This window comes from Arthrobacter sp. sptzw32 (genome assembly GCF_059089735.1).
The window spans coordinates 181,790-195,254 of the sequence record NZ_JBNHEZ010000007.1; the positions used below are offsets into that span (position 1 = coordinate 181,790).

The following is a 13,465-nucleotide window of genomic DNA, read 5'->3' on the forward strand; positions in this document are numbered from 1 at the left end:
GGCCGACGGCGGGGCCCGGCCCGTGTGCGAATGCTGCCTCGAGCATGGGTTAGAGTATTAACGTCCAGAAATGGATGGGCCGGGTTGGCGGTACAACGTACCGAAGCAGCCCGGCTTGGGCCTTTAGCTCAGTTGGTAGAGCATCGGACTTTTAATCCGTGGGTCGTGGGTTCGAGCCCCACAGGGCCCACTCTTTTAGCGAAGAGCGGGAAATCCCCCGGCAGCCTCCCTGAGGCAGCCGGGGGATTTGTTGTTTGCGGCAACCGGCACAATGGGGACATGACAAAAAGCAGCGCCGGGCGGTTGCCGCGCCTTGAGGACGTGGCCGAACGTGCCGGCGTCTCCCACCAAACTGTTTCCAGGGTGGTCAACGGGCACCCGAATGTCAGTAAAGCAACCCGGGAAAAGGTGGAGGCGGCCATCGCCGAGCTGGGCTACCGGCGGAACACGGCAGCTCGGAGCCTGGTCACCCGGCGCTCACAAACCATCGGTGTGCTTGGCAGCGAGCTCTCCCAGTACGGCCCGGCCAACACGCTCCTCGGCGTGGAGCAGGCAGCGCGGAACGCGGGCTACTTCGTCAGCATTGCCGCCCTGCGTTCGGTGGGCCGGGACGCCATCTTCGATGCGCTGCGGCACTTCCTGGACCAGGCGGTGGACGGAATCGCCCTCCTGGTGCCGCACACCGAAACACTGCAAATCCTTGAGGAGTTCAACCCCGGGGTGCCAGTTGTGGCCGTCGGTTCGCCTGGAAATGAAGCAGTCAGCGGGGCAATGGTGGACCAAAAACGCGGTGCGGAGATCGCCGTGGGCCACCTCATCGAGCTGGGGCACAGCAGAATCGGGCATGTTGCCGGGCCGTCGGACTGGATTGACGGTGCCCTGCGCACTGAAGGCTGGCGCGCGGCGCTGCAACATGCAGGGTTTCAGGACGACCTGCTGCTGGAAGGCGACTGGAGCGCGGGCAGCGGCTACGAGGTGGGGCGCCGGCTGGCAGCCGGACGCACCGCCACCGCTGTGTTCGTGGGCAATGACCAGATGGCCCTCGGGGTGCTGCGTGCCTTCAACGAGGCAGGGGTCCGCGTGCCCGACGACGTCTCCGTGGTGGGATTCGACGACCAGCCGGAGTCCGGCTACTTCACCCCGCCGCTCACCACCGTGCGGCAGGACTTCGAGGAGCTGGGCAGGCGGTGCATGGACACCATGCTCAAGGAAATTGAGGCCGGTGCCGCCGCCAGTTCAACCGTCGTCATCCCGGAGCTGGTGCGCCGGGGGAGCGCAGCACCGCCCAGGCAATGACGAGCCAGGCTAAGCGCCCCCAGCGGCCGCGGACGTCCACATGCAACTCCACCCGCCGGTCGGGAATGCCAAGCCATCAAAGCTTCGGCGAGGTCTTACCGGTAGCTGATGGCAGCGCCGTTGGCGGCGGACCAGGTGATGTGCCCGCCTTGGTAGTACTGCACCACGCCGGAGCCTAAGGGAGTCTCATTCGAGGTTGGATAGCCCAGACGGCCGTTCTCCCAGCCTTGTGATGCATACGCTTGCCTGATGGCGCCGGCGTTGCTGCGTGCGCCCGAGGCCCCGGACCAGTAGATAACCCCGCCCTGAAAGTTCTGGTAAACCCCACCGTTCCTTAACCCGGTAATTTCGTTGCTTGTCGGGTAGCCGAGGAAGCCGTTCTCCCAGCTAAGCGCAGCCCAGGCGGCGTTGATTGCCCCCTTGGTGATGCGGGCCCCGGTTCCCGGCGACCAGTGAATGACGCCGCCTTGGAAGTTTTGGTAGACGCCGCCGTTTTTCAAGCCACCGGTCTCGTTGCTGGTGGGGTATCCGAGGCTGCCGTTTTCCCAGTTTTGCCCTGCCCAGGCTGCGTTGATGGCACCCTTGGTGATGCGCGCGCCGGTAGCCGGAGACCAGTGAACAACACCGCCCAGGTAGTTCTGGTAGCAACCGCCGTTAGCCAGACCGCACGTCACCGGCCCCATGGTTGTACCAATCCCCGGAGCAGCGGCAGCTGCCTCGGCTATTGCCTTGACATGGTCTATTGCGGCAGTTGCGGGACCAGAAAACAGCAACCTGTTGGGTGAGCCCGCCCCTGTGCCGCTGACCGCGCCGGTGGTTGCAGCGGCGTTCAGGTTGGCGGCCACCGCCGAGGGGGCCATTGCAGGGCTTTGGGATAGAAGGACCGCCGCCGCTCCGGCCGCGTGCGGTGCAGCCATGGATGTTCCGCTCAGGGTGGCCGCGGCTGTAGCAGACGAGTGCCCTGCCGATTTGATCCCAACCCCCGGGGCATAGATGTCGGTGCAGGTGCCAAAGTTGGAGAAGGAGGCTTGTCGGTCCGAGGTGTCGCTGGCAGCAACTGTAATTGCTGCCGGGACCCGGGCAGGGGAACCGGTGCAGGCATCGACAGCGGAATTGCCGGCTGCCACAACTGTGGTGACGCCGTCAGCAATGAGGTTTTGTACGGCGGAGTCGAGCATGGAACTGGGTGGGGTGCGCAGGCTCATGTTCGCCACAGCGGGAGATCCGGCACTGTGGTTCCCGACGACCCAGTCCAGGCCCGCGATCATGTCCGAGATGTAGCCGGAACCTGCGCAGTCGAGCACTCGAACGGGAACGATGGTAACGTCCTTGGCCGCACCGTAGGTTCTGCCGCCAATTGTGCCTGCCACGTGCGTGCCGTGACCGCTGCAGTCGGTACTGCCGTTGCCTTCTGGGAAGGGTGTCCATCCGGCCGTCACCCGTCCAGCAAATTCGGTGTGGGTTGCCAACACCCCGGTATCAAAGACATAAACGCTCACCCCGGCACCTGAAGCCGCAGGGGTATAGGAGGCCGACAGCGGCAAGGCGCGCTGATCAATCCGGTCCAATCCCCACGGCGTCGGTTGGTCCACGTCGGTTGCAGTTACCGGTGCATCGATTTCCACCCCTGCCACCTCGCCTGAAGTTCTCAATTCCTCGGCCTGTTCCGGCGTTGCCGTTACTACGGCGCCCCTGAGCGCTTTGGAAAACGTCCGCTTAACGGCGAGGTTGCGGGCATGAAGTGCTTTCGGCCCGGCTGCAGCGCCGGTCCCCTCGGCATACTCCACGATGTAGCGGCTTGTTGCTTCTTTTGGCCCGCCGAAGGCAGCAACTGGTGCGGCGTTTCCGGTAGCCACACCAACCCAAGTGGCTGACAGGGCCGTCAATAGGATCAACAGGGCAGGGCGGTGGAGAGATGAGGAAAAAATGTCAGGGTTCCTTTGTGGACTCTAAAGGGCATGGTGAAGACGACAAAATGCGCGGGCTGGCGGATCCACTCTATTTCTCCCGGCGACCGGTGCAGCGCAACCTACGTAAATCCTGCGCTAAAGCTTGGACTTATGACGTCAGAGTCGAGTTTTGTCAGAAGCGGTTCCGCTGGCGCTCAAGCACGTGCCGCCATTGCTCGGAAGAAAGAACACCCGCCAAGCGGGCAAAAGGGGAGGAGCCTTCGGGCACGCCATGCGTCTGATGCGGCCGGTAACTTAGCCCTGGGCCGGGTTCTTGGCCGGGTCCTAAGCAGCGGGGGAGCTTTGCCTGCGCGTCAAGGTGCGGGACCAGCCGGCGAGCCGGGGCCAGTACGTGATAAGGGCATTTGACGCCAGCGCCGCGGCCATGTGCAGGTAAAGCATCAGATGCAGTGAGTAGCCCGCCGGCGCAGCTGCCTCACCGGCCGCTGATGGCTCCTGCCTGATGCCGCCGTGACCGTGCTCCGGCAGCCCGTTCGCCGCGCCGCCGGAAAAGATCGCGAACCCCCAATGAAGCAACTGCTGGGCCACTCCGCACAAAAGCAGCAACGCCCAGCCGGGCAGTTGAAAGCGCCCCAGGATTGCCGCGCCCATCCCGAGCAGCGCGGCAAGTGCTCCGAGGATCATGAGGCCGGGCGCCGGGCCCCCGCCTACGAGGTGGGCGACCAGTCCGAGGCCGGTGGAGAGTGGGCCCGCCAGCCACGCAAGAGAGCCAGCACGGGCGTGTGGTTGTGCGTCGGCCACAAGGATCCTTCCGGTTGTGCTGGGCGTCCCACTGTCCCTACCCCTTTTGGCACCGTTCCACACTTTCCGGGTACACGCGATTTGGTGTGGGAGAGGGCCCGCAAAAACATTGACAGAAGTCTTGTTAGCGCTAACAATTAGAGGGTCGCAAGGCGGCGGCATCAATTGGAGGATTCTATGGAAGTCAGAGTAGACGCGGACAGCTACGTCATCGGTGTGGATTACGGAACGCTATCCGGCAGGGCCGTGGTGGTCCGCGTCCGGGACGGCAAGGAGCTCGGCAGCGGGGTGTGTGAGTACCCGCACGCAGTTGTTACGGAAGCCCTTCCGGCCGACGTTGCCGGCAAACCCGGCGCGAGGCTCCCGGGTGACTGGGCCCTGCAGGTGCCTGATGATTACCGCGACGTTCTGCGCACCGCGGTTCCCGCCGCCGTCGCTGAGGCAGGTATTGACCCGGCCGCCGTAGTTGGAATTGCCACGGACTTCACGGCCTGCACTATGGTGCCGGTCAAGGCGGACGGAACACCGCTGAATGAGCTTCCGGAATTCAGAAACCGGCCCCATGCCTATGTCAAGCTTTGGCGCCACCACGCCGCGCAGGCCCAGGCGGACAGGATTAACCAACTTGCAGCGGAACGCGGTGAGCAGTGGCTGCCCCGCTATGGCGGGCTGATTTCTTCGGAGTGGGAGTTCGCTAAGGGACTGCAACTCCTGGAGGAGGACCCTGAAGCCTATGCAGCGATGGATCACTGGGTTGAGGCTGCTGACTGGATTGTGTGGCAGCTCTGTGGCCGGTATGTCCGGAACGCCTGCACCGCCGGTTACAAGGGCATCTACCAGGACGGCCGTTATCCCTCCGAGGACTTCCTTACGGCACTGAACCCGCAATTCAAGGATTTTGTCAGTTCCAAGCTGGAGCACACCATTGGCCGCCTCGGCGATGCCGCCGGGTACCTCACCACAGAAGCTGCTGAATGGACAGGGCTGCCGGAGGGAATTGCAGTGGCTGTGGGCAACGTGGATGCCCACGTGACCGCTCCTGCCGCGAAGGCAGTAGACCCTGGTCAGCTGGTGGCCATTATGGGTACCTCGACATGCCATGTCGTGAACGGCACCGAACTGCGGGAAGTGCCCGGCATGTGCGGGGTGGTGGACGGCGGCATCGTGGACGGACTCTGGGGCTACGAAGCCGGCCAGTCCGGCGTCGGCGATATCTTCGGCTGGTTCACGAAATACGGCGTGCCGCGCGAGTACCACCAGGCAGCCGAAACAGCCGGGCTGGACGTCCATGAATACCTCACTGAACTGGCGTCCCGCCAAGCCATCGGCGAGCACGGCCTGATGGCTTTGGACTGGCACTCCGGCAACCGCTCCGTGTTGGTTGATCACGAGCTCTCCGGGATCGTGGTGGGGCAGACCCTGGCGACGCGCCCGGAGGACACCTACCGTGCGTTGCTGGAAGCCACCGCGTTCGGCACCCGCACGATTGTGGACGCATTCCGGGACTCCGGTGTTCCGGTGAAGGAGTTCATCGTTGCCGGCGGCCTGCTCAAAAACCCGCTTCTGATGCAGATATATGCGGATGCCACCAACCTTCAGCTCTCCACCATCGGCTCAAGCCAGGGCCCGGCCCTCGGTTCCGCCATCCATGCTGCTGTGGCCGCCGGAAAATACACGAATATCCGCGAAGCCGCCGAGGCTATGGGCTCCCAGCCGGGCGAGGTGTACACGCCCATACCGGCGAACGTAGCCGCCTACGAGGAACTTTTCCAGGAGTACAAGACCTTGCATGACTACTTCGGCCGCGGCAGCAACGATGTGATGCACCGGCTCAAGGCCATCCAGCGGCGGGCAGCGGGTCCACTTTCGGCGCCCCCGGCAATTGTTTCCGAGGCTGCCGTGGAGGTGTCCGCGTGAACATCCTGGACACGATCTCCCGCGTCCGTGACGAGGTGTGCGCCCTGCACGCAGAGCTGACCCGCTACGAACTGGTGGTGTGGACGGCCGGCAACGTCTCCGCCCGGGTCCCGGGCCATGAGCTGATGGTCATCAAGCCCTCCGGCGTCTCTTACCAGGACCTCACCCCGGAACAGATGGTGGTGACGGATCTATATGGGCTGCCCGTGGATGGGGACGCGGCAGGCCAGTGGGGAAACCCGGCACTCTCGCCGTCGTCGGACACTGCAGCCCATGCGTACGTCTACCGGCACTTGCCCGAGGTGGGCGGGGTGGTGCACACGCACTCCACTTACGCCACGGCCTGGGCCGCGCGCGGGGAGGCCATCCCCTGCGTTTTGACCATGATGAGCGATGAATTTGGCGGGTCCATCCCGGTGGGGCCGTTCGCGTTGATTGGCGATGATTCGATCGGCCACGGAATCGTGGAGACGCTGAAGAACTCGAATTCCCCGGCTGTGCTTATGCAGAACCACGGGCCTTTCACCATCGGCAAGGACGCGAAATCGGCGGTGAAGGCGGCCGTGATGTGCGAGGAAGTTGCCCGGACGGTGCACATCGCGCGCCAGTTGGGTGAGCCCCTTGCCATCGACCCTGGCCACATCGACTCCCTCTACGCCCGCTACCAAAACGTTTATGGCCAGTAACGGCCAGCCTTGTATGGCTGATAAAGATTTACTTCCGGAGGAAACCCTATGAGTACCGCAGCAAACACTTCCCTTGACGGTTACGAGGTATGGTTCCTCACCGGCAGCCAGCACCTCTACGGCGAGGACGTCCTTAAGCAGGTTGCCGCCCAGTCCCAGGAGATCGCCAACCAGCTCAATGCCTCTTCCTCAGTGCCGGTACGCATCGTGTGGAAGCCAGTCCTGACCGACTCCGAAGCCATCCGCCGCACCGCGCTCGAGGCCAACTCGGACGACTCCGTCATCGGCGTCACCGCATGGATGCACACCTTCAGCCCTGCCAAGATGTGGATCCAGGGCCTGGATTTGCTCCGCAAACCACTGCTGCACCTGCACACCCAGGCCAACCGCGACCTGCCCTGGGCGGACATCGACTTTGATTTTATGAACCTGAACCAGGCTGCCCACGGCGACCGGGAGTTCGGGTACATCCAGTCCCGCTTGGGCATTGCCCGCAAAACCGTCGTAGGACACGTTTCAAACCCGGAGGTCGCCCGCCAAGTGGGCTCCTGGCAGCGGGCCGCTGCCGGTTGGGCAGCCGTCCGGACCCTGAAGCTGACCCGATTCGGTGACAACATGCGCAACGTTGCCGTCACGGAAGGCGACAAGGCCGAGGCGGAACTCCGCTTCGGAGTGGCCGTGAACACCTGGTCGGTCAATGAGCTCGCCGACGCCGTGCATGGTGCTGCGGAGTCCGACGTCGATGCCCTGCTCAGTGAGTACGAGGACCTTTACGACGTGGTTCCGGAGCTCCGCGCCGGGGCTGCCCGGCACGAGTCGCTCCGCTACGGCGCCAGGATCGAACTTGGCCTGCGCAGCTTCCTGGAGGCCAACGGCTCGGCGGCGTTCACCACCTCCTTCGAGGACCTGGGCGCACTCCGCCAGCTTCCCGGTTTGGCCGTGCAGCGCTTGATGGCCGCAGGCTACGGTTTCGGTGCTGAGGGTGACTGGAAAACCGCCATCCTGGTCCGCGCGGCGAAGGTCATGGGCGCAGGCCTGCCTGGCGGCGCTTCCCTGATGGAGGACTACACCTACCACCTGGAACCCGGAGCGGAAAAGATCCTTGGCGCGCACATGCTGGAGGTTTGCCCCTCCCTGACGGCGGGGAAGCCGCGCCTGGAAATCCATCCGCTGGGCATCGGCGGCAAGGAGGACCCCGTCCGTCTGGTGTTCGACGCCGATGCCTCCCCGGGTGTCGTCGTCGCCCTGTCCGACATGCGGGACCGCTTCCGCCTGGTGGCCAACGCCGTCGACGTGGTGCCCCTCGACCAGCCGTTGCCCAACCTGCCGGTAGCACGCGCACTGTGGCAGCCCAAGCCGGATTTCGCCACCTCGGCTGCGGCATGGCTGACGGCAGGGGCCGCCCACCACACCGTGCTGTCCACGCAGGTAGGGATGGACGTGTTCGAGGACTTTGCGGAGATCGCCAAGACCGAACTGCTCACCATCGACGAGGACACCACCATCCGCCAGTTCAAAAAGGACCTGAACTGGAACGCCGCCTACTACAGGCTCGCCGGTGGAATCTAGGCCTCATCTCCTGGAAAAGCAGCCCCGGAAGCTCTGCTTCCGGGGCTGCTTTTCCATGCTCTTACCCTGGGGAGGGTCCGTCTAGTGGCCGAAGTGTGACCTTGGGGCGCCTTCTGGCAGCCGTTCGAGGATGTCCTCCGCCACCCTTCGTACCTTGATGTTCCGGTGGCTTGAGGCCTTCGCCAAGATGGAAAACGCCTCATGGTAGGAACACCTGTTCTGCGCCATGATGACCCCGCAGGCAACGTTGATGGACGTGCGGCTATCCAGTGCCATACGCAGGTCCGAAGCGGTGGACCTTGCCGTGTGCAGGTCAAGGGCCATCTGCAGGCTTTTGGCCGCAAGGCCTGCGAAATTCTTTGCCTCGGGAATCACCTGCAGCGGAAACGCCTTGGCATTTTGGGCAAAAAACGCCAGGACGGCACGTGTTGGGCGGATGGGCGTGCCATCGTCCCGGGCCTGCCCACTGTATTCCAATCCGAGCCGGAAGCTGAGGACGCTGCCCAAATTGGCAAGCTGCAGCTGCCTGCAATACCGCGGCCATCGGAAGTCCCCGCTTCGTTGCAGCACGGCCACGGGTTGCTCCCCTATCAACACCTCACTGACCGGACCTTCGTGAGATTCCTGCTCCCACTCCAGCAACCGGAGCACCTCGGGTGAGGTGCCGGTGATGGCCGCAGTCCTTTTCGGCTGATGCAGCACAACGCCGCATTCAACAACGGGGCCTCCGGCACGTACCACTGCCCGGGCAGAAGCGGCTGCGAGGAGTTCAAGTGAGTCGTGCAGCGTCTGCGTGCCCGTCATGAGATCCAGCAGGATCCCGTCCGGCTTAACTGGCGGGGGATTGGCCGGCCGGGGCTGCCCTGTCTTTGCCGGTGCGCCATATCCTGCCAGTGTGTTGGAACGGCCGTTTTCCGGCGTGGCAGGCCCTTGCCGTTGATGGCCAGGGGCTTCCTGAGAAACAAGAGGGCCGGCGACGGCTGGGGGAGAGGCCTTGGTCTCAAAGGCCTCCTCGTCGCCGGCCCCGTTTGCTACCCGAGTCTCTCGGACCGGGAAACTTGAGCTTGCGTATCGTGCATGCATTTCGTCTCACACCCCCTCGTGAGCAAGTTACAGCGAGTCAAAAACGTCTTGCCTCAATGAAAACCTAGTTCGGACGCCGTCCCGGGAGAACGCGTAGCCAGTACTCGTTTTTGAGATTAGGTACTACTTGGCCACCGTCCTGTCTCTGATTGCGCAACCTCTGGAATGATGAGCAGCATGGAATTGCACATCACGGGGGACCCTGCTGCGGACGAGCTGCTGAGTAAGGATCCGTTCGCGCTGCTGACGGGAATGCTGCTGGATCAGCAGGTGACCATGGAGTCGGCCTTTGCGGGGCCAGCAAAGATCAAGACGCGGATAGGGTCCATCCGGCCTGAATCCATCGCCGCCCAGGAGCAGCAGGCGTTCGTGGATGTATTCAAGGAACGGCCCGCGGTCCACCGCTTTCCGGGGTCCATGGCGGCACGTGTACAGGCGCTCGCAGAAGCTGTACAAACCGAGTGGGGCGGGGATGCGGCGGCCATCTGGACCAAGGGTGGACCTGATGGAGCCGAGGTGCTGCGGCGGCTGACGGCGCTGCCCGGCTTTGGCGAGCAGAAGGCCAGAATTTTCCTCGCTCTGCTGGGCAAGCAATGTGGTTTGGAGGCGCCAGGATGGCGCGAAGCTGCCGGGCACTACGGGGACGAGGGCGCTTACCTCTCCGTTGCGGACATCGTGGATCCGGAGTCACTGGCGAAGGTCAGGACCAACAAACAGGCCGCGAAGGCAGCGGCGAAAGCTGCGAAGGCGGACGGCTGACGGGCTCCCTCAGTTCCGGGCCAGGAACAACTGACGCTTTGGTTCCTCACAAGGCCGTAATGGTCCAGCCTGTGCGGTGCGTCTCTCCCGGGTCCAGGACCACGAGGTCTTCGCCGGTATTGAAAGCCTCGGGCGGACAGGTCATGGGTTCGACGGCGAGGCCGAGGCGGGTGTTTTCCGGTTTCTTTGGAAGATCCGCAGTATGGATCTGTACCCAGGGGCAGCTGGCATCCCACACCATCGCTGTGCCGGTCCCGTGCACCGGATCGATGACCCGAACCATGGCGTGGCCATTCCCTTCCCAGGCGATGTCGGTGAAGGCATGGTCGATTTGCACGGTACCGATGGGACGGGCCGAGCGGAAGTCGAAGGCAGTACCGGCTACCTGCTCCTTCCCCACGGGCAGGAGGCGGTCAGGAGTTACCGACAGGACCGTCGAGGCGGGCAACTCAAACAGCCACTCATCCAGCGGTGAGGGCCCTCCCACGAGGTACGGGTGGGGGCAGACGCCGTAGGGCGCGCGACGTGCACCGGTATTGGCTGCTGCCACGTCTGTCCTGAAACCACCGCTGTCAACGCTGAAGCGGGCTTCAAGGGTGATAGTAAAGGGGTACGCAGCCGTGGGCTCGATGGTGCATTCCAGGATGAGCGTATCCGGCTTATGCTTTACGGCTGACCACGGCACGTCGAACACCAGGCCGTGCAGTGCGGTGCCACGTTCCGGCTCATTGATGGGGAGGTGGTACTCCTCCCCGTCGAACCTGTAACGCCCGTCGGCTATGCGGTTGGGCCACGGAGCCACGAAAGCGCCACGGAAGTTAGGCATTGTCTCGTCCGGGCCAAAACCGACCACGAGCGGCCGCCCCTCGTAGGTCAGCTCACGGACGGTGGCACCGAAACCGAGGACGACGGCCGTGTAGCCGCCGCCCTCGATCCTGTATTCGGGCGAGTTCATGCCAGGGAGACGGCCGTCCAGGACACGGGCGGGAGGGTGATGGTGACTGCTCCGCCGTCGAGGGTGGCGGATGTGTTGGGCTTCATACCCACGCGCTCCGGCTCCTCGAGGGTGTTTTTCGCATACACGTCTGTATCGTACAGAGACTGCGCCTGCACAGTGCTGAAGCCGTCCAGTGCCCCGATGTCGATGGTCACAGTGGTTTCTTCGGTCTGGGACCGGTTGACGAGGAAGACGGCGGTGGCACCGCTTTCGTCGTCGTGCGTGGCCACAGCATCCACGAGCGGCACAACGCCGTACTCGCTGGTCTCGTATGTCCCGGTGTCGAGCTTGAGTTCCAGCACTGACCCTTGCGCGAGCTTCGATGTGATGGAGAACGGGAAGAACGTTGTCTGGCGCCAGGCCGGGCCACCCGGCTCGGTCATGATGGGCGCGATGACGTTGACCAGCTGCGCCAGTGAAGCCGAGGTGACGCGGTCGGCGTGCTTGAGCAGCGAGATCATGAGGTTGCCGAATACGACGGCGTCCGCAACGGAGTAGCAGTCCTCAAGCAGCCGGGGGGCTACCGGCCAATTGTCCAGCCCCTCGATCTTGTCGACGTTCTCGAAGCGGCTGATGTACCAGACGTTCCACTCATCGAAGGATATGTTGATGGTCTTCGAGCTGCCCCGGACGGCCTTCACATGGTCGGCTGTGGCCACCACGGACTCGATGAAGTGGTCCATGTCGACGGCGGAGGCAAGGAAGGACCCGAGGTCCCCGTTCTTCTCCTCGTAGTAGGCGTGGCAGGAGATGTAGTCGACCACGTCGTAGGTGTGGGTCAGCACCACGCGCTCCCACTCGCCGAAGGTGGGCATATGGGCACTGGAGGAACCGCAGGCAACGAGCTCGATGGACGGATCCAGCTGGCGCATGGCTCGGGCTGTTATGGCCGCGAGTTTGCCGTAGTCCTCGGCGGAGCGGTGCCCGAGCTGCCACGGGCCGTCCATCTCATTGCCAAGGCACCAGATCTTGACATCGAAGGGGTCAGGGCGGCCGTTGGCCATGCGCTGGTCGGCGAGGGCGGTCCCCTTGGGCAGGTTGGAGTACTCGAGGAGTTCGAGTGCCTCGGCTGTTCCCCTTGTGCCAAGGTTCACGGCGAGCATCAAGTCACTGCCCACCTTCTGCAGCCACGAGGCGAACTCGTGCATGCCCACCTGGTTCGTTTCGGTGGAGTGCCAGGCAAGGTCCAGGCGGGTGGGGCGCTCCTCGCGCGGTCCCACGCTGTCTTCCCAGCGGAACCCGGAGACGAAGTTGCCGCCGGGATAGCGGATGGTCGAGACGCCCATTTCCTTGACCAGCTCAATGACGTCCTGCCGGAAGCCTTCGTTATCGGCGCTTTCATGGCCGGGCTCGTAGATGCCGTCGTAGACGTGGCGGCCGAGGTGTTCAACAAATCCGCCAAAGATGTTGCGGTTGATCCGACCGACGGTGAAGTGGGGGTCGAGCGTAAGGCGTGCGTTCTGCATCTAAAGACTTTCTGTGCGTACGTGTGTTGCTTTAAGGATGGGAGCGGGGCCGGGCTACTTTAGTGAGCCCAGCGACAATCCGCCCTGCCAGTACTTCTGGAGGGAAAGGAAGGCAATGATCAGCGGGATGATTGAGAGGAAAGCGCCCGTCGTAATCAGATTCCAGAGGGCCTCGCCGCCGCTGCCGGCGTTGGACAGAGCCTGCCAGCCATTGAGCCCCACCGTTACCGGAAGCAGCAGCGGATCGCTGAGGACTGCCAGCGGCAGGAAAAAGTTGTTCCAGGTCCCGACGACGGACAACAGGAGTACCGTCACGATGGCCGGGCGCAGCAGGGGCAGCGCGATTTGGAAGAATGTCCGGATTTCTCCTGCACCGTCGATCCGGGCGGCGTCCAGCAATTCGTCCGGGACCGCTTCCTGGGCGAAGACCCGCATGAGGTAGACGCCGAACGGGCTAAGGAGCGAGGGCAGGATCACGGCCCAGATAGTGTTCACCAGCCCCACCGAACTAAGCAGCACGAAAGTCGGGATGACAAGCGCTGTTAGCGGCACCATCACCGCACCGAGCAGAAGCCCGAAAAACGGACCCCGGCCGCGGAAGTTGTACTTGGCGAAGCCATAGCCCGCCAGCACGGCGAGGATCGTCGCTCCAACGCCGCCAGAGATGGCGTACAGGAATGAGTTCCCGAGCCATCGCCAGTAGATGCCGTCCTGCCGCTCGAACAGGCCCTGGATGTTGCTGAAGAAGTGGAACTCATCATCGAACCAGAGAGGCCCGCCTGAGCCAGCAAAGAGGCCGGCAGTGTCCTTGGTGCTGGCGACGGTCAGCCACCAGATCGGGGTGATGAAGTAGATGACAAGGATGAGCAGGAAAATATGTGAGCCGATGCGGGAACCGCCCTTGCGGGCCCTGGCGCGGCCTGCGGCGCTACGGCCTTTCCGGCCGCCCTGAAGCTGGGGGGTGTCGGTGACGAGTGCCAT

Annotated in this window: 11 protein-coding genes and 1 tRNA gene; 6 read left to right on the forward strand and 6 right to left on the reverse strand. The window is 63.6% G+C overall.

All coding sequences use genetic code 11. The features are described from left to right. Positions 1 to 117: 117 nt before the first annotated feature. A tRNA-Lys gene (locus tag AC5RVN_RS14735) sits at positions 118 to 190 on the forward strand. Positions 191 to 279: 89 nt separating this feature from the next. Beyond that, a complete protein-coding gene (locus AC5RVN_RS14740; protein ID WP_494138413.1) occupies positions 280 to 1,296 on the forward strand; it encodes a LacI family DNA-binding transcriptional regulator in 1,017 nt (338 codons plus the stop codon). A 95-nt stretch (positions 1,297 to 1,391) separates the two neighbouring features. Here AC5RVN_RS14740 and AC5RVN_RS14745 read toward each other — a convergent pair whose 3' ends face one another. After that, complete coding sequence (locus AC5RVN_RS14745) at positions 1,392 to 3,152, reverse strand: S8 family serine peptidase (protein WP_494138414.1); 1,761 nt, start codon at positions 3,150 to 3,152, stop codon at positions 1,392 to 1,394. A gap of 378 nt (positions 3,153 to 3,530) precedes the next feature. Beyond that, positions 3,531 to 4,007 carry a hypothetical protein gene (locus tag AC5RVN_RS14750; RefSeq protein WP_494138415.1) on the reverse strand — a complete coding sequence of 159 codons (477 nt, stop codon included), beginning with the start codon at positions 4,005 to 4,007 and terminating at the stop codon, positions 3,531 to 3,533. A gap of 177 nt (positions 4,008 to 4,184) precedes the next feature. Here AC5RVN_RS14750 and araB point away from each other — a divergent pair, with 177 nt between their 5' ends. Genes araB through araA form a run of 3 tightly spaced genes read left to right on the forward strand, consistent with a single transcriptional unit; the run spans position 4,185 to position 8,179 of the window. Beyond that, positions 4,185 to 5,924 carry a ribulokinase gene (araB, locus tag AC5RVN_RS14755; protein ID WP_494138416.1) on the forward strand — a complete coding sequence of 580 codons (1,740 nt, stop codon included), beginning with the start codon at positions 4,185 to 4,187 and terminating at the stop codon, positions 5,922 to 5,924. Beyond that, the gene (locus AC5RVN_RS14760; protein WP_494138417.1) at positions 5,921 to 6,610 is read left to right on the forward strand and encodes an L-ribulose-5-phosphate 4-epimerase; all 690 of its coding nucleotides are present in this window, start codon (positions 5,921 to 5,923) and stop codon (positions 6,608 to 6,610) included. Before araB ends, AC5RVN_RS14760 begins: the two co-directional genes overlap by 4 nt. 48 nt (positions 6,611 to 6,658) lie before the next feature. After that, entirely contained in the window at positions 6,659 to 8,179 is a 1,521-nt protein-coding gene (araA, locus tag AC5RVN_RS14765; protein ID WP_494138418.1) for an L-arabinose isomerase, read from the forward strand. Between the two features lie 81 nt (positions 8,180 to 8,260). Here araA and AC5RVN_RS14770 read toward each other — a convergent pair whose 3' ends face one another. Beyond that, a complete protein-coding gene (locus AC5RVN_RS14770) occupies positions 8,261 to 8,983 on the reverse strand; it encodes an ANTAR domain-containing protein (RefSeq protein ID WP_494138419.1) in 723 nt (240 codons plus the stop codon). 447 nt (positions 8,984 to 9,430) lie between these two features. On the opposite strand from AC5RVN_RS14770, the gene AC5RVN_RS14775 reads away from it, so the two are divergent. Beyond that, positions 9,431 to 10,021: an HhH-GPD-type base excision DNA repair protein gene (locus AC5RVN_RS14775; protein WP_494138420.1), complete on the forward strand. Its 591-nt coding sequence runs from the start codon at positions 9,431 to 9,433 to the stop codon at positions 10,019 to 10,021. A gap of 46 nt (positions 10,022 to 10,067) precedes the next feature. On the opposite strand, the gene AC5RVN_RS14780 is transcribed toward AC5RVN_RS14775, so the two are convergent. The 3 genes from AC5RVN_RS14780 to AC5RVN_RS14790 are packed head-to-tail and all read right to left on the reverse strand — an operon-like array spanning position 10,068 to position 13,465. Then, positions 10,068 to 10,976, reverse strand: coding sequence for an aldose 1-epimerase family protein (locus AC5RVN_RS14780; RefSeq protein ID WP_494040472.1), 909 nt, complete (start codon positions 10,974 to 10,976; stop codon positions 10,068 to 10,070). Next, a complete protein-coding gene (gene arfA, locus AC5RVN_RS14785; RefSeq protein WP_494040473.1) occupies positions 10,973 to 12,484 on the reverse strand; it encodes an arabinosylfuranosidase ArfA in 1,512 nt (503 codons plus the stop codon). Before arfA ends, AC5RVN_RS14780 begins: the two co-directional genes overlap by 4 nt. Positions 12,485 to 12,538: 54 nt before the next feature. After that, positions 12,539 to 13,465, reverse strand: coding sequence for a carbohydrate ABC transporter permease (locus AC5RVN_RS14790; RefSeq protein WP_494040474.1), 927 nt, complete (start codon positions 13,463 to 13,465; stop codon positions 12,539 to 12,541).

Excerpts from the sequence above, each read along its gene's own strand:
- arfA (WP_494040473.1), bottom strand. The coding sequence starts at position 12,484 with ATGCAGAACGCACGCCTTACGCTCGACCCCCACTTCACCGTCGGTCGG.
- araA (WP_494138418.1), top strand. The coding sequence starts at position 6,659 with ATGAGTACCGCAGCAAACACTTCCCTTGACGGTTACGAGGTATGGTTC.
- AC5RVN_RS14780 (WP_494040472.1), bottom strand. The coding sequence starts at position 10,976 with ATGAACTCGCCCGAATACAGGATCGAGGGCGGCGGCTACACGGCCGTC.
- AC5RVN_RS14775 (WP_494138420.1), top strand. The coding sequence starts at position 9,431 with ATGAGCAGCATGGAATTGCACATCACGGGGGACCCTGCTGCGGACGAG.
- AC5RVN_RS14740 (WP_494138413.1), top strand. The coding sequence starts at position 280 with ATGACAAAAAGCAGCGCCGGGCGGTTGCCGCGCCTTGAGGACGTGGCC.
- araB (WP_494138416.1), top strand. The coding sequence starts at position 4,185 with ATGGAAGTCAGAGTAGACGCGGACAGCTACGTCATCGGTGTGGATTAC.
- AC5RVN_RS14770 (WP_494138419.1), bottom strand. The coding sequence starts at position 8,983 with ATGACGGGCACGCAGACGCTGCACGACTCACTTGAACTCCTCGCAGCC.
- AC5RVN_RS14790 (WP_494040474.1), bottom strand. The coding sequence starts at position 13,465 with ATGGCACTCGTCACCGACACCCCCCAGCTTCAGGGCGGCCGGAAAGGC.